Source organism: Psychromonas sp. MME2 (assembly GCF_040566515.1).
Taxonomy (GTDB): domain Bacteria; phylum Pseudomonadota; class Gammaproteobacteria; order Enterobacterales; family Psychromonadaceae; genus Psychromonas.
Window position 1 is genome coordinate 116,626 of the sequence record NZ_JBEWXI010000015.1, and the last position, 18,909, is coordinate 135,534.

Annotated in this window: 16 protein-coding genes and 3 pseudogenes; 16 read left to right on the forward strand and 3 right to left on the reverse strand. The window is 38.9% G+C overall.

What is annotated here, in order from left to right; translation table 11 throughout:
- The first annotated feature begins 4 nt into the window (after positions 1 to 4).
- The 15 genes and pseudogenes from AB1A03_RS15895 to nlpI all read left to right on the forward strand — a co-directional run bounded on the left by AB1A03_RS15895 (position 5) and on the right by nlpI (position 13,391).
- Positions 5 to 265 (forward strand): YebG family protein, encoded by a 261-nt coding sequence (locus tag AB1A03_RS15895; RefSeq protein ID WP_354625584.1) that lies wholly within the window; start codon positions 5 to 7, stop codon positions 263 to 265.
- Between the two features lie 136 nt (positions 266 to 401).
- Complete coding sequence (gene thrS, locus AB1A03_RS15900) at positions 402 to 2,309, forward strand: threonine--tRNA ligase (protein WP_354625585.1); 1,908 nt, start codon at positions 402 to 404, stop codon at positions 2,307 to 2,309.
- A 21-nt stretch (positions 2,310 to 2,330) separates the two neighbouring features.
- Positions 2,331 to 2,874: pseudogene (gene infC / locus AB1A03_RS15905) on the forward strand (translation initiation factor IF-3).
- Between the two features lie 101 nt (positions 2,875 to 2,975).
- Entirely contained in the window at positions 2,976 to 3,173 is a 198-nt protein-coding gene (gene rpmI / locus AB1A03_RS15910) for a 50S ribosomal protein L35 (RefSeq protein WP_354625586.1), read from the forward strand.
- A 15-nt stretch (positions 3,174 to 3,188) separates the two neighbouring features.
- A pseudogene (gene rplT, locus AB1A03_RS15915) lies at positions 3,189 to 3,546 on the forward strand (50S ribosomal protein L20).
- Positions 3,547 to 3,738: 192 nt separating this feature from the next.
- Positions 3,739 to 4,716 carry an aminotransferase-like domain-containing protein gene (locus AB1A03_RS15920; RefSeq protein WP_354625587.1) on the forward strand — a complete coding sequence of 326 codons (978 nt, stop codon included), beginning with the start codon at positions 3,739 to 3,741 and terminating at the stop codon, positions 4,714 to 4,716.
- 23 nt (positions 4,717 to 4,739) lie between these two features.
- The gene (locus AB1A03_RS15925; RefSeq protein ID WP_354625588.1) at positions 4,740 to 4,919 is read left to right on the forward strand and encodes a hypothetical protein; all 180 of its coding nucleotides are present in this window, start codon (positions 4,740 to 4,742) and stop codon (positions 4,917 to 4,919) included.
- A gap of 118 nt (positions 4,920 to 5,037) precedes the next feature.
- Entirely contained in the window at positions 5,038 to 5,952 is a 915-nt protein-coding gene (locus AB1A03_RS15930) for a DMT family transporter (protein WP_354625589.1), read from the forward strand.
- 78 nt (positions 5,953 to 6,030) lie between these two features.
- A complete protein-coding gene (locus AB1A03_RS15935) occupies positions 6,031 to 6,375 on the forward strand; it encodes a YggL 50S ribosome-binding family protein (protein WP_354625590.1) in 345 nt (114 codons plus the stop codon).
- Between the two features lie 392 nt (positions 6,376 to 6,767).
- Entirely contained in the window at positions 6,768 to 7,817 is a 1,050-nt protein-coding gene (queA, locus tag AB1A03_RS15940) for a tRNA preQ1(34) S-adenosylmethionine ribosyltransferase-isomerase QueA (protein ID WP_354625591.1), read from the forward strand.
- Positions 7,818 to 7,848: 31 nt separating this feature from the next.
- The gene (gene tgt / locus AB1A03_RS15945) at positions 7,849 to 8,973 is read left to right on the forward strand and encodes a tRNA guanosine(34) transglycosylase Tgt (RefSeq protein WP_354625592.1); all 1,125 of its coding nucleotides are present in this window, start codon (positions 7,849 to 7,851) and stop codon (positions 8,971 to 8,973) included.
- Positions 8,974 to 9,032: 59 nt separating this feature from the next.
- Positions 9,033 to 9,368 (forward strand): preprotein translocase subunit YajC, encoded by a 336-nt coding sequence (yajC, locus tag AB1A03_RS15950; RefSeq protein ID WP_354625593.1) that lies wholly within the window; start codon positions 9,033 to 9,035, stop codon positions 9,366 to 9,368.
- Between the two features lie 88 nt (positions 9,369 to 9,456).
- Complete coding sequence (secD, locus tag AB1A03_RS15955) at positions 9,457 to 11,319, forward strand: protein translocase subunit SecD (RefSeq protein ID WP_354625594.1); 1,863 nt, start codon at positions 9,457 to 9,459, stop codon at positions 11,317 to 11,319.
- 13 nt (positions 11,320 to 11,332) lie between these two features.
- Positions 11,333 to 12,280: a protein translocase subunit SecF gene (gene secF, locus AB1A03_RS15960; RefSeq protein ID WP_354625595.1), complete on the forward strand. Its 948-nt coding sequence runs from the start codon at positions 11,333 to 11,335 to the stop codon at positions 12,278 to 12,280.
- A 172-nt stretch (positions 12,281 to 12,452) separates the two neighbouring features.
- Positions 12,453 to 13,391 (forward strand): lipoprotein NlpI, encoded by a 939-nt coding sequence (nlpI, locus tag AB1A03_RS15965; protein WP_354625596.1) that lies wholly within the window; start codon positions 12,453 to 12,455, stop codon positions 13,389 to 13,391.
- Between the two features lie 49 nt (positions 13,392 to 13,440).
- Here the strand turns inward: nlpI and trxB are convergent, their stop codons facing one another.
- The 3 genes and pseudogenes from trxB to rne form a co-directional block, all read right to left on the reverse strand.
- Positions 13,441 to 14,391, reverse strand: coding sequence for a thioredoxin-disulfide reductase (gene trxB / locus AB1A03_RS15970; protein ID WP_354625597.1), 951 nt, complete (start codon positions 14,389 to 14,391; stop codon positions 13,441 to 13,443).
- 161 nt (positions 14,392 to 14,552) lie between these two features.
- A complete protein-coding gene (locus AB1A03_RS17400) occupies positions 14,553 to 15,668 on the reverse strand; it encodes a hypothetical protein (RefSeq protein WP_502945976.1) in 1,116 nt (371 codons plus the stop codon).
- A 66-nt stretch (positions 15,669 to 15,734) separates the two neighbouring features.
- Positions 15,735 to 17,636, reverse strand: a pseudogene (gene rne, locus AB1A03_RS15975) (ribonuclease E); the annotation flags it as partial.
- 334 nt (positions 17,637 to 17,970) lie between these two features.
- On the opposite strand from rne, the gene rluC reads away from it, so the two are divergent.
- Positions 17,971 to 18,909 (forward strand): 23S rRNA pseudouridine(955/2504/2580) synthase RluC, encoded by a 939-nt coding sequence (rluC, locus tag AB1A03_RS15980; RefSeq protein ID WP_354625598.1) that lies wholly within the window; start codon positions 17,971 to 17,973, stop codon positions 18,907 to 18,909.

Here is an 18,909-nt window from a genome sequence, read left to right on the forward strand (position 1 = left end):
CACCGTGGCAGTCATCATTAAATACATTGTAGAAAGAAAAGGTGTTGAAAAAATGACCTTTACTAGTAAGAAAGAGGCTGATGCATACGATAAAATGCTAGATAGTGCAGATCAATTAGCCGCATTTTTAGGTGCAAGTTCAGTTAACCTTGACGATGAGCAGTTAGAAGAATTAGGTCTGTATCTCGCAAGTAATAAAGAAATTGTGCAAAATTTATTCAAGGGTAACCTTTATACAGCAGGGGTAGAAACAGACAGTGAATAGCGTTCCCAATAAGTTGTGTTTATAAATCATTGAATTGTTGCTTTTCATGTGCGGCAGATTACTTTAAAATGCGCGCTTTATTTATAAAGCAATACAAATGCTTTTTGGTTGGAAGCATCACTGTGAGGAAAAGCGCATGCCAATTATTACTCTTCCCGATGGGAATCAACGTCATTTTGAAAACACCACTTCCGTTATGGAAATTGCATCTGATATCGGGCCAGGGCTTGCCAAAGCCTGTATAGCTGGGCGTGTCGATGGTAAATTAGTGGATGCTTGTGATCCTATTGATCGTGATGTTAATGTTTCTATTATTACGGCTAAAGATGATGAAGGTTTAGAAATTTTACGTCACTCATGTGCGCATTTACTTGGTCATGCCATCAAGCAGCTTTACCCTCAAGCCAAAATGGCTATTGGTCCTACCATAGAAAATGGTTTTTATTATGACATTGATTTAGATGTTGTTATCAATGAAGCGGAACTCGCTAAAATTGAAAAGCGCATGAATGAATTAGTGAAAACCAATTACCGTGTTATTAAAAAGAAAGTATCGGTTGCTGAAGCTATCGAAGTGTTTAAGGCGCGCGGTGAAGATTATAAGTTAGAAATTCTCGAAGGTATTGATAAGGATGACCGTCCTGGGCTTTATCATCATGAAGAGTATATCGACATGTGTCGTGGCCCACATGTGCCGATGATGAAATTCAGTCAATATTTTAAACTAATGAAAGTATCTGGCGCATACTGGCGTGGTGACTCTAATAATAAAATGTTGCAACGTATTTACGGTACTGCCTGGGCGGATAAGAAGCAGTTACAAGCTTATTTAAAACGTTTAGAAGAAGCGGCTAAACGCGATCACCGTAAAATTGGTAAGCAACTTGACCTTTACCATATGCAAGACGAAGCGCCTGGGATGGTATTTTGGCATAGTAATGGCTGGACAATTTTCCGTGAGTTAGAGAAGTTTGTTCGCGAACAAACTGAAGCGTTTGGCTATGATGAAGTAAAGGCGCCACAAATATTAGATCGCTCACTTTGGGAAAAATCTGGCCACTGGGATAAGTACAAAGATAATATGTTTTGTACCTGTAGTGAAAATCGTGAATTTGCCATCAAACCAATGAATTGCCCTGGTCATATCCAAATATTTAATCAAGGTTTGAAATCATACCGCGATTTACCTTTGCGCTTGGCTGAATTTGGATCTTGTCACCGAAATGAACCATCAGGCTCTTTACATGGCCTAATGCGCGTTCGAGGATTTACCCAAGATGATGCCCATATTTTCTGTACTGAAGCACAAATTTTAGAAGAAGTGTCTGCTTGTATTCGCATGGTCTTTGAGTGCTATAAAACATTTGGTTTCGATAATATCGTTGTAAAATTGTCGACACGCCCAGAGCAACGAGTTGGTGATGATGCAACATGGGATAAATCAGAAGCGGCATTAGCTAACGCATTAACAGAAAATGATATTCAATTTGAATATTTACCTGGAGAAGGGGCATTTTATGGCCCTAAAATTGAATTTACCCTATATGATTGTTTGGGTAGAGCGTGGCAGTGTGGTACTATCCAGTTAGATTTCTCAATGCCGGGCCGTTTAGGGGCTTCATTTGTTGGTGAAGACAATGAACGCCATACGCCAGTGATGATTCATCGAGCAATATTAGGTTCACTTGAACGTTTCATCGGTATCTTAACCGAAGAGTACGCGGGTGTTTATCCGACATGGTTATCACCTCAGCAAGTAGTAATTATGAATATTACTGATAAACAAGCCGTTTTTGTTGAAGAAATCGTAAATAAATTGAAGAAATCGGGTATTAGAGCAATTTCGGACTTGAGAAATGAGAAGATTGGCTTTAAAATCCGCGAACACACATTGAAGCGTGTACCTTACCTGCTTGTTGTTGGTGACCAAGAAGTCGAAGCAAATGAAGTTGCAGTAAGAACTCGTAAAGGTGATGATTTAGGTAAGTATCAAGTTGAAGACTTTGTTGCTTATATAAAAGAAGAAATTATCACTCGTCGTTAATTATTTTTGGAGGAATTTGTTATAAAAGGTGCAAAAAAGGCTCCCGTAGCGAGCAATAAACATCGTTTGAATGAAGAGATCACAGGAACAGAAGTTCGTTTATCTGACTCAGAAGGCAAACCTCTTGGTGTTGTTTCTTTAGAAGATGCAAAAGATATGGCATTTGAGCAAAATCTTGACCTTGTTGAGATTAGCCCAAATGCAGAACCACCAGTATGTCGCATCATGAATTATGGCAAATTTCTTTTTGAGAAGAGCAAATCCGTTAAAGAACAACGGAAAAAGCAAGTTCAGGTCCAGTTAAAGGAAATCAAATTCCGTCCTGGAACTGACGAAGGCGATTATCAGGTAAAACTACGCAACCTGACTCGTTTTCTTACAGAGGGTAATAAAGCTAAAGTAACGCTTCGCTATCGCGGTCGTGAAATGGCACACCAATCCATTGGGGTTGATTCTTTTAAATCGTATAAAAGCGGATTTATCTGAGATATCTGTTGTCGAATCTTTTCCAAAGTTGGAAGGTCGTCAAATGGTTATGGTGTTAGGCCCTAAACGTGCTAGCTAAGGCATAAAGTAATATCTATTTTGCTGTACATTTTAAAGTGTACGGCAGGATTTTATTCGCCTTACTGGTTTAATTTAAATTTGAACAATGCGGAGTTCGCAATGCCAAAAATGAAATCTAACAAAGGTGCTGCAAAGCGCTTTAAAAAGACTGCTTCAGGTGGTTTTAAACGTAAGCAATCTCACTTACGTCATATCCTTACTAAGAAGTCTACTAAACGTAAACGCCACCTACGTGCTAAAAGCATGGTAGCGAAAGTAGATGTACCGAGTATTAACAGAATGTTACCATTCGCTTAAGTAAGGAATTAAAAGATGCCTAGAGTAAAACGTGGTGTACAAGCGCGTGCACGTCATAAGAAAGTCTTAAAACAAGCTAAAGGTTATTACGGTGCACGTTCACGTGTTTATCGTGTAGCAGTACAAGCTGTAACTAAAGCTGGTCAATATGCTTATCGTGACCGTCGTCAACGTAAACGTGTATTCCGTCAATTATGGATAGCGCGTATTAACGCTGCTTCTCGTATAAGCGGTCTATCTTACAGCCGTTTCATCAATGGTCTTAAAAAGGCTTCTGTTGAAATCGATTGGTAAGATCCTTGCTGACATCGCTGTATTTGATAAAGCAACATTTGCACATTTAGTCGAAGTTGCTAAAAAAGCACTTGCTTAATTAGATGACTAATTAGATTTTTGAAAGGAGACTTAAATGTCTCCTTTTTTTTGTCTAAACATTAATTATTTTTATAGTGATGAATTAATTTGATGGTTATATAGATAAACCTTGTTATTATAACTAACGATATTCGACAACTTTTAACCTGCATTTTTGTACTAATTTAATAAATATTTTATGGATAATTTTATGAACGAGCTTTTTTCAAATCGTATCTCCGGTGTATCCCCTTCATTCATCCGCGAAATTCTAAAAGTTGCAGTCGATCCCTCAATTATTTCATTTGCTGGTGGCTTGCCTAATCGGGATCTATTTCCTATCGCTGAATTACAGAAAGCCACTAATGATCTCTTTGCTGATTCGGGTAAAGATATCTTCCAATATAGTAATACGGAAGGTTATTTACCATTAAGAGAATTGATTGCTGCTGATTATAAAAAGAAAGGATTAGATATTGATGTTAATGAAATTCTAATCACCAATGGATCTCAACAGGGACTTGATTTATTAGGTAAGGTATTACTTAATGAAGGTGATCAAGTGATTATGGAGGAGCCTGGCTACTTAGGGGCTATTCAAGCCTTTGACGTATATGCCGCGCAATTTCTTTCTGTGCCTGTTGATGAAACTGGCATGGATGTAGTCGCATTACAAAATGTTTTAGATAGCAGTAATGCGAAACTGATGTACACAGTACCTAATTTCCAAAATCCATCGGGTATTTCCTACAGTGACGAAAATCGCCAAGCGGTTGCAAATTGTTTAGCTGATAAGAATATATTATTAATTGAAGATAATCCCTATGGTGATCTGCGTTTTTCAGGTCAAGATAAGCAATCTTTTAAAGCGTTATTACCGGGAAAAACTATTTTATTAGGTTCTTTTTCTAAGATCGTTGTCCCTTCATTCCGTTTAGGTTGGATAGTCGCCCCGAAAGAATTAATGGCCAAATTAGTGATTGCAAAACAGGCTGGTGATTTACACTCTAATTATTTCTGCCAACGCCTATTGCACCGTTTTTTACAAGATAATGACCTGCAAGCGCATATTAAAGAGATTGTGAGTGTCTATGGGCACCAAAAACAAGTGATGGAAAATGCAATTAAACAGTATTTTCCAAAACAAGTGACTTATTTTAATCCTGAGGGGGGATGTTCCTATGGGTAACATTGCCAAAAGAGCTATCTGCAATGGCATTATTTGACCTTGCTATTAAAGAGAAAGTTGCTTTTGTACCTGGTGACCCCTTCTATGTAAATAAACGTGGGTTGAATACATTACGTTTGAACTTCTCAAGCGTAGCGCCTGATGTTATTGAAGAAGGGATCCAACGTTTAGGCAAAGTATTACATGACTTGTTAGACGCCTAGCATCTCTACTATCGCCGAATATAAAGCCAATCATATGATTGGCTTTTTGGGTTTTAATCTAATATAAAATATATTGCTATTATATATCTGCCAGCAATATTCTTTTTCGGATACTATTATGCCAATCGCATTTTGTTTAATTATCGCTACGTTTTTGTGGGGTAGCTCCTTTGTTTCATTGAAATTCGCAATAAGTAGTTATGACCCTATTTTTGTCATGTTTTTTAGAATGATTACTACATTTTTTGTCTGTTTATTGCTATGGCGTTGGGTTAAGCGTTTTCGGTATAGAGTTGGAGATTGGAAATATTTAATTGGTATGTCATTAGCAGAGCCTTGTCTATATTTTTTATTTGAAGGTAATGCTTTACGCTATACCTCTGCATCGCAAGCGGGAGTGATTATCTCCTGTTTACCGATGTTGGTTGCCATTCTCGCCTATTTTATGCTCAAAGAACGGCTATCGAAAGCCATTGTTATTGGATTTACTTTATGTATTGTTGGCAGTGTTTCGCTAACATTACTGTCACCGCATTCCGATAATGCGCCCAACCCTTTACTCGGTAATTTATTGGAGTTTGCTGCGATGCTTTGTGCTGCATACTATTCCGTTAGTGTTAAATATTTACTGACACGATATTCACCGTTATCTTTGATTGCAATTCAGGGGGCAAGTGGAACGCTATTTTTTGGCACTTTACTCTGTTTTATTGATTTTCCACAACATTATGATATTGATGCGTTACTTAATATTATTTATTTGGGCTCGGTCGTTACATTAGGGGCCTATGGTTTATATAATTATGCCTTGAGTAAAACGTCGATATTGAAAGTCGCTGCCTATTCAAATTTAACCTTAGTTTTCTCATTAGTACTCTCTGCACTATTACTTGGCGAAGTATTAAATATAGACCAATGGTTAAGTGTAGGTGTAGTTATTCTTGGCATATTAATTAGTCAATTACATAATCCGTTGCCATTGGTTCCAGCAGAAGAAAATAATGTACAGTCCATTACACCTCTTAATAATTGATTGCTTATATGGCTATAACAGGTGAAAATAGTTAATCTCTATTTGCATTGTGCTAAATAGTAAAATGAAGAGAATATTATGAAAACAGAAACACAGGTAAAAAGAAGTAAACGACTTCGTAAAAAATTATATTTAGATGAATATAAAGTGCTGGGCTTTGAAGTTTCATTTCAGTTATCAGAAATAGATGAAAATACCTTTGATCTGTTTTTTACTGAGATAATGGATTTTGTTGAATCAAGAAATTTAATCATGGGTGGTGCCGGTGGTGGTGAAACCTTTAATATCTTCATTAGCCCTTATTCTCGTTATGCAAGTGCAACAGAAGACGATCGTAGCACCTTTACTAACTGGCTTGCTGAGCGTAACTTTATTAAAAATGTTATCGTTGGTGAATTAATTGATGCCTATTATGGCGATTAATTAAGAATCAACCGCTGTGTTTTTTGTTAATCAATCATTTTTTCTTAGATAAAGTGATTGATTTCCTATTCATTTAAGCTCTCATAGTAAGCTGTACAGGGGGCATCTATACCATGATACTCCAAGATGCAAAGCCAGTAGAAAAGAGTACCCATTTGTTAGGCATAAATTTCAGCATTGTTATTATACATAATAAAAAAGATGGGGGCAGTTCTATTGCCTTACAGGGCACTAGATAGAAAAGCAGATCTGTGCAGTAACTCTCGAAAAGTGAATAACAATTACCTCTGCTTAGGTCTTGATCAGCTATCCGAGTGAGCGTCTGAGAAATCATCTTGAGGTAACATTGGTATAGGTATACACTACGCGCTTTATTTTTCAGGTTTCCCTTTATGAAAGTATCAGATTTCTCTTTTCAGCTCCCTAATGAACTAATTGCTCGTCACCCGATGGCAGAACGAAGCAGTAGCCGTTTACTTGCCCTTGATGGGGTTAATGGAGTATTACAGCACTTGCAATTTAGTGATGTTGTTGACTTGATTGATGCGGATGATTTGTTGATTTTTAATGATACGCGTGTAATTCCTGCTCGTTTATTTGGTGAAAAAGAGACAGGTGGGAAAATAGAAGTCTTGGTGGAGCGTGTAATCGATGAACAGCGCTTTTTAGCCCATGTGCGTAGTTCAAAATCACCGAAACCTGGTTGTAAATTACGCTTGGAAAACCGCGTTGATGCGGTGATGGTAGCTCGTCATGGTCCTCTTTTTGAAATTGCAGTTGATGATCAAAAAAGTGTGCTTGAAATATTGGAAGCAATAGGGCATATGCCATTACCACCCTATATTGATAGACCCGATAGTGACGCTGATAAAGAGCGCTATCAAACGGTTTATAATAAAAACCCAGGAGCGGTCGCTGCCCCAACGGCAGGGCTCCATTTTGATCAACCAATTCTTGATAAATTAACTGCTAAAGGCGTTGATTTTGCTTTTGTCACATTGCATGTCGGTGCGGGGACCTTTCAACCGGTAAAAGTTGATAATATACTCGATCATCAAATGCATAGTGAATATGCTCAGGTATCGCAACAGGTTGTTGATAAAATTAATGCTACAAAAGCCAAAGGCGGGCGCGTTATCGCAGTAGGCACTACATCTGTACGCTCTGTCGAAAGTGCCGCGCAAGCTGCGTTATCGCAAGGTATTCCATTACAGCCGTATTTTTCCGAAACGGACATTTTCATATACCCGGGTTACAAATTTGCCTTAATTGATGCCATGATCACCAACTTTCACCTTTCAGAATCGACACTATTAATGCTAGTGAGTGCTTTTTCTGGTAAGGATCATATCGACCATGCATACAGGGTCGCTATTGATGAAAAATACCGATTTTTCAGTTACGGTGATGCCATGTTTTTAACTAAAAATACTTTACTATAACAATCAGACTGTTTATCTGATAAGGAATAAAATGAAATATGAACTATTAGCGACCGATGGTCGTGCGCGTCGTGGGCGTTTGACCTTCGAACGGGGGACGGTGGAAACACCTGCTTTTATGCCTGTTGGTACCTATGGTACGGTAAAAGGCATGACACCAGAGGAGGTTGATGCAACGGGCGCTGAAATTTTACTGGGCAATACTTTTCATCTTTGGCTTCGTCCTGGGCAAGAAGTGATTAAGCAACATGGCGATTTACACGATTTTATGAATTGGAAAGGGCCTATTTTAACGGATTCAGGTGGTTTCCAAGTATTTAGCTTGGGCAAAATGCGTAAAATTAAAGAAGAGGGGGTTTATTTCCGCAGCCCTGTCAATGGCGCCAAAGTGTTTTTATCCCCTGAAATTTCAATGGAAATTCAGTATGATCTCGGTTCTGATATTGTTATGATCTTTGATGAATGCACACCTTATCCAGCAACCGAAATGGAAGCGGAAGTTTCGATGAAGTTGTCTTTACGTTGGGCTGAGCGTAGTCGTAAACGTTTTGATGAACAAGAAAATCCGAATGCATTATTTGGTATTATACAGGGCGGCTGTTATGAACATCTTCGTGATGTCTCACTCGATGGATTAACCAAAATAGGTTTTGACGGGTATGCTATTGGTGGATTAGCGGTTGGTGAGCCAAAAGAAGATATGCATCGAATTTTGGAATATATTGCGCCTAAAATCCCGCAGGATAAACCGCGTTATTTGATGGGGGTAGGGAAACCAGAAGATCTCGTTGAAGGCGTTCGTCGAGGTGTGGATATGTTTGATTGTGTTATGCCAACCCGTAATGCGCGAAATGGTCATTTATTTACCAGTGATGGGGTAATCAAAATTCGCAATGCTAAACATCGCCAAGATACAACTCCATTAGACTCAGAATGTGATTGTTATACATGTAAAAATTATACCCGTGCCTATCTCTATCACCTTGACAAATGTAGTGAAATATTGGGTGCTCGGTTAAATACGATCCATAATTTACATTATTACCAACGTTTAATGAAAGGTTTGCGTGATGCTATCGCAACAGGTACATTAGAGGAATTCGTTGATCAATTTTATAAGCGCATTGGTAAAGAGAAGCCATTGCTTATCGATTAATCGATTTAGTAAATTTAAACAATAAAATATATCTTTAAACAATAAATGAGGGATACAAAATGAGTTTTTTTATTTCACAAGCACATGCCGCAGCTGAAGGTGCTCCAGAGCAAGGCGGGCCACAAATGATCTTTATGTTGGTTATTTTCGCTGCGATTTTTTATTTTATGATTTATCGCCCACAGGCAAAACGTACTAAAGAAATGAAAAATCTAATGGCAAGTTTAAGCAAAGGCGATGAAGTCTTAACACAAGGTGGATTAATCGGCCGTATCGTTAAAATTTCAGCTGAAAATGATTACGTTCAAATCGAGCTTAACGAAAATAATACCATTGTTATTAAAAAGACTTTTATCAGTGCCGTATTACCAAAAGGTACACTTAAATCTATCTAATAAAGTTTAAGTTACTCTAAGAAAATGACAAAATGGGTTTATCATTTTGTCATTTATTTTCTTTAGTGTGTAATTCAAGGACAGTACTGTGTTAAACAAATACCCATTGTGGAAGTATTTACTGCTTGGTTTTATCGTATTAATCAGTTTACTCTACGCAACCCCAAATATTTACGGTGAAGATCCATCTATTCAAATTTCTGCGACCCGCGGAGCAAAAGTTGAACTAGCTACCCTAGGTAAAGTCGAAAGTTTACTGAAAGAAGCGAATATCACTGTTAAAAGTAGCAAATTAGAAAACGGTCAAATTCTGGTACGTTTAAGTTCCAGTGAAGATCAGCTTCTCGCCCGTGAAACTTTAACTAGTCAACTTAGTGACAATTTCATTATTGCTTTAAATTTAGCGCCATCGACTCCTGCATGGTTAGAATCAATAGGCGGTGCTCCGTTAAAGTTAGGACTTGACCTACGTGGCGGTGTTCATTTCTTAATGGAAGTGGATATGGAGGAAGCTATCAGTAAAGCACAAGAGCAGTTGGTGCAAGATGTCCGTTCGGAATTACGTGAGCAAAAGATCCGCTTTATTGGCATCAATAAAGATAGCAGTGAAACGGGTGTCGTGGTGCGCTTCGCTGATCAGGAAAGGTTAGATAAAGCTGTTGATCATTTAAAACCGATAAACCCTGGTTATCAATTCATCGAAACGGATGAGAATGATCAGCTAGCGCTTGTTATTTCAATGACCGAGCAAAAGCTAAAGGCAACGAAAGAAGATGCGTTACAACAAAATTTAGGTATTTTACGTAATCGTGTCAATGAATTAGGTGTAGCAGAACCTCTGGTGCAGCGCCAAGGCAGTGACCGTATTGTAGTTGAACTTCCTGGTATTCAAGATACTGCGCGAGCAAAAGAGATCATTGGTGCAACGGCAACCCTTGAATTTCATGCAGCAGATGCTGAAACAGATCTTAATGATGCATTAGCTGGACGTTTACCTTCTTCTTCTGCTGTTTATAAAGATCGTGATGGACGTCCTGTGGTCGTTAAAAAGCAAATTATCTTAACGGGGAATCACATTGTTGACGCTCAATCGAGTCTCGATGAATATGGTCGTGCACAAGTTAATATTTCTCTGGACTCGGCTGGTGGTAGCAAAATGTCTCGTTTTACCAAAAGTAACATTGGTAAACCGATGGCAACCTTATTTATTGAGTATTTACCAACAGGCAAGAAAAAGGCCAATGGTAAAGCCGAAATTAAGAAGCGTGAAGAAATCGCCAATGTTGCGACTATCCAAGCTCAACTAGGACGTAGTTTCCGTATTACTGGGTTAGATAATCCTGCTGAAGCACATAATCTCGCGCTTCTATTGCGTGCGGGGGCTTTGATCGCGCCGATTCAAATTATTGAAGAACGTACTATCGGGCCAAGTCTTGGACAGCAAAATATTGATAACGGCGTGAAAGCGATGGTTTACGGACTACTTGCGGTCGTTTTATTTATGTTTATCTATTATCGTAAATTTGGCGTGGTAGCTAATGCCGCCTTGTTATTCAATATTGTTATGATTATCGGTGTTATGTCAATGATTCCTGGGGCAACATTAACTTTGCCTGGTATTGCGGGGATTGTATTGACTGTTGGTATGGCGGTTGATGCCAATGTATTGATATTTGAACGTATTCGAGAAGAGTTGCGTGCGGGTAAATCAGTACAAAAGGCGATTCACGAAGGGTATGCGAATGCCTTTTCGACGATTGCCGATGCTAATATTACAACGCTGATTACTGCAATTATTTTGTTTGCGGTGGGTACAGGGCCGATTAAGGGCTTTGCTGTGACTCTTGCAATTGGTATTGCAACTTCAATGTTTACCTCAATTTTTGGAACGCGTGCGCTTGTGAACGCAATCTGGGGTGGACGTAATGATATTAAAAAACTATCAATATAGGGCAGGATAAATTATGTTTGAGTTAATTAGAGCTAAACAAACCATTCCCTTTATGCGTTATTCAAAGCCAGCTTATTGGTTTTCAATAGTGTTAATTGTTGGTTCGTTATTATCACTGAGTATTAATTGGCTAAATTGGGGACTTGACTTTACGGGGGGAACACTAATTGAGGTGGGGTTTGAGCAGCCAGCAAACTTACCTGATGTACGTGTAACCCTTGCAGATGCTGGATTTCCCGATGCTATCGTGCAACATTTTGGTAGTAGTCGTGATGTCATGGTTCGTTTGGCACCACGTGAAGGTGTTAAAGGCGAAGTGATTGGTAATCAAGTTTTGGATGCTTTGCAACACGGCTCTTTTGGGCAAGTGGATATGCGTCGTATCGAATTTGTTGGGCCAAACGTGGGGGCTGAGTTAGCTGAAGATGGCGGATTAGCTATTATTCTCGCGCTAGTTTGTATTCTTGTATACGTGAGTGCGCGTTTTGAATGGCGTTTAGCAATGGGGGCTGTATTAGCGTTAGCACATGACGTTATTATAACATTAGGTGTTTTTTCATTCTTCAAACTTGAGGTTGACCTTACGGTCCTCGCGGCACTACTTGCTGTAGTTGGTTACTCTCTCAATGATACGATAGTTGTATTTGACCGTATCCGAGAAAACTTCCGTTTGTTAGTAACAGCAACACCTGAAGATATTGTTAATGAATCACTAACGCAAACCTTAAGTCGCACACTAATTACATCAGGTACAACCATTTTTGTATTAGTATCACTGTTTATTGTTGGAGGAGCAATTATTCATGGCTTCGCAACAGCGCTTTTAATCGGTATTTTTATCGGTACCTATTCATCAATTTATGTTGCGAGTGCATTGGCAGTTAAATTAGGTATTAATCGTGAACATATGATACCTGTCGTTGTGGAAAAAGAGGGGGCTGATCAAGAACCTCTTTTATAATATTACCCACTTTTCACCTACCCGTTACCATTCTATATAGTACAAATATAGTTGAATGATAACGGGTTTTTTCATTATTTATTGCGCATTTATTTAAGCAAAATTTATATCTCTCTTTACTTTATTCTGATTATGGTTCACTCTTAACGTTCTTATCTACAAGGGTTTATACATGAAACTTAATTTTCCTATTATCTCATTATTAACGCTAATTGCTTTTCTAAGTGGTTGTCAAACAATACCTCCAGATACAGAGGTTTCTCCGGAGCAAACTGAAACTCAAGAAACGTTGCCGTTTGCTTTCCCTCTTGCTTTAGCGACCCAAGTTAGTTATGAGGATGAAGTTACAATATTACGCCTTAGTCAATTATTAACAGAGAAAAAAGATTTGACCGCGAGAGAGCGTGCGCAACTTTTTTATGAGCGTGGTATTACCTATGATCGAATGGGATTAAATGCACATAGTCGTTATGATTTTAACCAGGCCATAACTGCAGATCCTACTTTTCCTGAGCCTTATAATTTACTCGGTGTTTATTTGCTTTTGGTGCAATCCTATGATGAAGCCTTTGATGCCTTCGATTCTGCATTAGAGTTGTCTGATAAAATGCAATATAGCCATCTTCACCGAGCAATTGGTTTATATTTAGCAAAACGTTATGGATTAGCAAACAAAGATATAGAAACATTTTACGCGTTTGATAAAACTGACCCTTACCGTGTCTTATGGCGCTATATCATCAATAGCCAGCTAGATGAAGATCAGGCATTAAGAGATCTACAATCAGAGCAAGCACCTGAAAATGATAAAAACTTCGCCTGGGGAATTGTTGATGTTATCGCTGGACGCATAACTGAGCAGCAATTTTTGAGTAGTATATCTAATGGTTTGAAGAGTAACACTGAATTAGCTCAACGTTTATGTGAAGCTTATTTTTACTTGGGCCATAAACATAAATTGGCTGGAGAGCTGAAAATTGCTATTTACTACTTCAAAATGAGCGTTGCTACTAATATTCATGATTTTGTTGAGTATAAATATTCACTGATGGAATTAATGTCAATTCAGCAGATGTTACAAAAAGAGTTAACTAAAACAGTAAGCGAGTAAATAATATTCACCCTGTTAAAAAGGTAGCCTAAGCTACCTTTTTAACTCGTTATTTCTGACTATCTAAAAATCGTTCTGCATCTAATGCTGCCATACAACCAGTACCTGCTGATGTTATTGCTTGACGATAAATATGGTCGCTAACATCACCGGCTGCGTAAACGCCTTCTATACTTGTTTGTGTTGCGTTACCATGACTTCCCGTTTGAACTTTTAAATAACCATGGTTCATTTCTAGCTGATCAGCAAAGATGTCTGTATTAGGTTTATGGCCAATTGCTATAAATACACCCATCACTTCTAATATTTCACTGTTATCAGATAAGGTATCTTTTAAACGTAAACCAGTAACGCCCATTTCGTCACCAAGTACTTCGTCTAATACTCTATCGGTATGTAATATTATATTGCCGTTTTTAACTTTTTCATTTAAGCGATCGAGCAGGATTTTCTCACTACGAAAGCCAGTACGACGATGAATTAGATGGACTTCTGCGGCTATGTTAGATAAATATAGCGCCTCTTCAACAGCAGTATTACCGCCACCGACAACTGCTACTTTTTGGTTACGGTAAAAGAAACCATCACAGGTTGCACAGGCGGAAACACCACGTCCTTTAAATGCTTCTTCGGACTCAAGGCCGAGATAACGTGCAGAGGCTCCTGTTGCGATGATCAATGCATCACAGGTATAGGTTGCATCGCCAATTAAAGTGAATGGTCGCTTGCTTAGGTCTACACTATTGATGTGATCGACTACAATCTCAGTATCAAAACGCTGTACATGCTCTTTCATACTTTCCATTAAACCGGGGCCTGTCATATCAGCACCGCCGCCTGGCCAGTTTTCTACTTCGCTGGTTGTTGTCAACTGCCCACCTGGTTGCATGCCAGTTATAATAAGTGGGTTTAAATTAGCGCGTGCAGCGTAAACGGCAGCCGTATAACCTGCAGGCCCTGAGCCTAAAATGATTAGTTTGTGATGTGTTTTATTACTCATAAAAATGCCTTAATATATTTGAGTTAGCCTGTAGCTTAAATATCATACTTTACAGAACACTTGCTATATATAGTAAACTGGGAGCTAGAAAATAGCAGCATAAAAAAACGGATATTTCAATGAAATATCCGTTTGCTTTGATAGGCTAAAACTATTGATAGTTAAATAGTTGCTTTTACAGTTTTACTACTTGCCTGATTACTAGCGAAACTACTACCTGCTTGCTGAGTTGATTTAGTAAAGGGCAGGCGTGTGGTTGCAGCAATAATGGTTATTTCATTATTGAGATCCAAAGGCTCACTAATCGTGCGTGTCATTACTGATGTCGCGTACTGGCTGACATTACTGACCGTCCCAATTTTACTAGCATTGTGATCTACTTCGATTACGGAAGTAGGATTATTAACGACAACCGGTGTTTTTTCAGTGACGTTTGCTGGTTGCTTAACGAGTACAGGTGCTTCTTCTGTGACCGTTGGAGTTTGTTCAACGACAACGGGTGCTTCATCAATGACAACCGTAGGCTGTTCAACAACCACCGGCGCTTGCTCTACAACCACAGCTACTTGCTCAGTGACAGTAGTGGGCTGCTCAACAACAAGCGGTGCTTCTTCAGTGACAGTAGTGGGCTGCTCAACAACAAGCGGTGCTTCTTCAGTGACCGCAGGAACTTGTTCAACGACAATAGGCTCTGCTTCAGCAACTACCTGTGTTTCTTCTGCTAGCGTTGTAGTCGCTATAGGAGAAGTTTCTACGGGTTTTGTTGCCTTGCTGTCATTGTCAATAAAGGTTTCCATTTGGATTTCTGGTAATATCTGTTTTGCAATTGTAGTGGTTACATCGTTAGCACTATTTTGTAATTTTTTAACCACTTCACTTGTTGTCACATTACCATCAATATTGCTAATTTCGTTTGCGATACTGGCTTTGGTATTGCTATTCACACTTTCGTTTGTGTTAGTTGTATCCGTTGATTCCGGGTAACGGCTGCTGACAGGATCTAGTTGATTGATCGGATTTGTCGTTTCAATCGTTTTTTCATTTAGTTCCGATTTTTTGTTGCGTTGATTATTGTTACGTAAATAGCGCGCTCGTCGTTTGCTACTTTTTATTGCAACTTCTTCTTTTTCAACAGAATCTGAACTAACATTGTTATTTACTTCTTTAGGTAATGTATCTTTGTTGCTTACTTCATTATTAGGAGGTGTTTCACTTACTGGTACGCTGTTATTTTCAACAGAGGCTTCATTGTTTTGCAAACGGACTTTTTTACGCATATTTCTGCGTTTACGGCGAACGACAACTGCTTCTTCAGACTCTTTCTTATCTAAGTTAGAGTCATTCTGTTCTTGCTTTTTAACTTGATTATTGTCTTTTTTAGGGCGTTTAGGGCGTTCAGAACGCTCAGGACGCTCATTAGTAGGACGATTTCTGTTACGGTTACGGCTGCGATTGCGGTTATTTCGTGTCGCTTGTCGATCTGTTGCTTTTTTCTCCGATACTGTTGCAGCCTTTTTAGTTTCTTCGCTGACCGTTTCTTCGCTATTTGAGAAAATAGCGGCTATTGATCGGATAAAGCGTGTTAAAATTGATGGTTTGTTAGCCGTTTTTTCTTTTTCTGTTGAGGCACTTGGGATGTTTTTTTCAGGTGTTTTCTTAGGGCTAGAGAAACCGGTTAAACGGGATCAGCCTCTTTATTTTGCTCATCTTTAATTACATTAGGGACGTAAACAGAGTGCTGTTTTCTAATGCATCGTAGTTAACATCTTCTTTACCATCTTGACGCGTGCGTTTGATTTCAAAGTGAGGTGTTAATAGGTTGGCGTTAGGAATAATGTAAACTTCACATCCGTGACGTTCTTCTATTTTACTAACGGCATTGCGTTTTTCATTGAGCAAATAGGCCGCGACAGCAACGGGCACCGTTGCTTGAATTTGCGCTGTATTTTCTTTTAAACCTTCCTCTTCAATCAAACGTAGGATAGCAAGAGCTAAGGATTCATTATCTCGGATGGTACCTTGTCCATGGCAACGAGGGCATACACGAGATGCCGATTCGCCAAGAGAAGGACGAATGCGTTGACGAGACATTTCCATTAACCCGAAACGTGAAATACGACCAAGTTGAATACGGGCACGGTCTTGATGAACCGATTCACGCATACGGTTTTCAACTTCCCGTTGATGACGAGGAGGGGTCATATCAATAAAATCGATAACGACTAATCCACCTAAATCGCGTAGACGTAACTGGCGAGCAATTTCCTCTGCGGCTTCCAGATTTGTATTAAAAGCTGTTTCTTCAATGTCACCACCACGGGTTGCGCGTGCAGAGTTAATATCGATAGATGTTAATGCTTCCGTTGGGTCGATAACAATAGAGCCACCTGATGGTAGTCTAACTTCTCGTTGGAAGGCTGATTCAATTTGGCTTTCCACTTGGTAGTGAGTAAATAAAGGTACTTCACCTTGATATAATTTGAGGCGATTAATGAAATCGGGGCGAGCTACTTTGATATGCTCTTTAGCAAGTTCAAATATCGCTGCTTTATCAATAACGATTTCGCCGATGTCATTGCGTAAATAATCGCGAATTGAACGTAAAATAACATTACTTTCAGAATGAATTAAGAAAGGTGCGGGTTTAGAGGCTGCGGCAATTTCAATATTATTCCAGTAGTTAACCAGAACAGATAGATCGCTTTCAAGCTCTTCGGGAGATTTACCAACGCCAGCTGTACGTACTATAAGACCCATACCATTTGGTAGCGTTAACTGGCTAAGTGCCTGTTTTAAATCAGTACGTTCATCTCCTTCAATGCGACGAGATATGCCACCTGCGCGTGGATTATTAGGCATTAATACTAAGTAACTACCAGCCAAACTGATGAAGGTTGTTAATGCGGCTCCTTTATTGCCACGCTCTTCCTTTTCAATTTGAATAATAACTTCCTGGCCTTCTTTTATTACCTCTTTAATATTAGGTCTGCCCTTAAAGGAATAACCCGCAGGAAAATATGTTTTAGCGATTTCTTTTAAAGGTAAGAAACCATGTCGGTCAGCACCGTAATCTACGAAAGCAGCTTCTAAGCTTGCTTCAACTCGGGTGATTTTACCTTTATATATATTCGCTTTTTTTGTTCATGTCCTGGACTTTCGATATCAAGGTCATATAACAATTGCCCATCGACAAGGGCAACGCGCAACTCTTCAGCTTGAGTTGCATTGATTAGCATTCTTTTCATTTTTAATAAACTCTTATATTTTATCGTTATTTTTTGTTTATGTTGGCTATGTTTCTGTTCACTTGACCTCGTGTCTGACTGTACAGTCTCTCGACTGGGAAATATGCAGAGGTGCATTGGAAAGTGAAAACAGATATTTTATTATCATTGCTGTAATTAGCTAATAAATAGATAATAAGCAAAAGGCTCAACATTGTATTTTTTATTTAATAGTTGTTATTTTGACTTCAAGCCGACTGGCGAGTCATAACACCCTAATCATCTCATTAATATACCTTTAGCCGCAATACAAATTTTTACATATTAACCCTTTAACACGTGATAAGCTTAGCGAATGGAACAGATAAATCACTCAGTACGCATGATTGAGGTAACTCAAGACAATGCACAACAACGAATTGACAATTTTCTTCGGCTTTATTTGAAAGGTGTCCCGAAAAGTATGATTTATAGAATCGTACGTAAGGGTGAAGTGCGCGTAAATAAAAAGCGTATAAAACCTGATTATAAACTTGCTGTTGGTGACATAGTACGTATACCACCAGTGCAAGTAGCTAAGGAAAATGCATTACCTTCACCTAAATTAAATAGCATCGCGCAATTAGAGTCGCGAATTGTTTATGAAGATGAGGCTTTGATTATTTTAAATAAGCCCTCAGGACTTGCTGTTCATGGTGGTAGTGGACTGGATTTTGGTGCCATTGAAGGGATGCGTGCGTTAAGACCTGATGCGCGTTTTCTTGAATTAGTGCATCGCCTTGATAAAGATACCTCAGGTTGTCTGTTGATCGCTAAAAAACGCAGCATGTTAAGGGCATTACACGAGCAATTGCGTAATAAAACCATGAATAAGCGTTATCTGGCTTTGGTTAAAGGCAGTTGGGATAAAAAATGGCGCACTGTCACCGAACCTTTACTGAAAATAGAGCAAGACTCCGTCGTGAAGGTAAGTAGTGAGGGCAAAGCCTCTGAAACGCGCTTTAAAATTATGCAGCGTTATCAAGGTGCTACATTGTTAGAAGCCAGTCCCGTGACGGGTAGAACACATCAAATTCGTGTACATACCGCCTGTAAAGGACATAATATTGCCTGTGATGTGCGTTATGGTGATGCGTCATTTACTGAAGAGATGCAAAAGTTAGGATTAAACCGTCTGTTTTTACATGCCGCTCATATTACCTTCTATCACCCCGTATTAGAAAAAGAGATTACTGTGAGTGCGCCATTATGTGCAGAGTTATCCGATTTATTAGAAAAGTTAACGAGGTGCTAG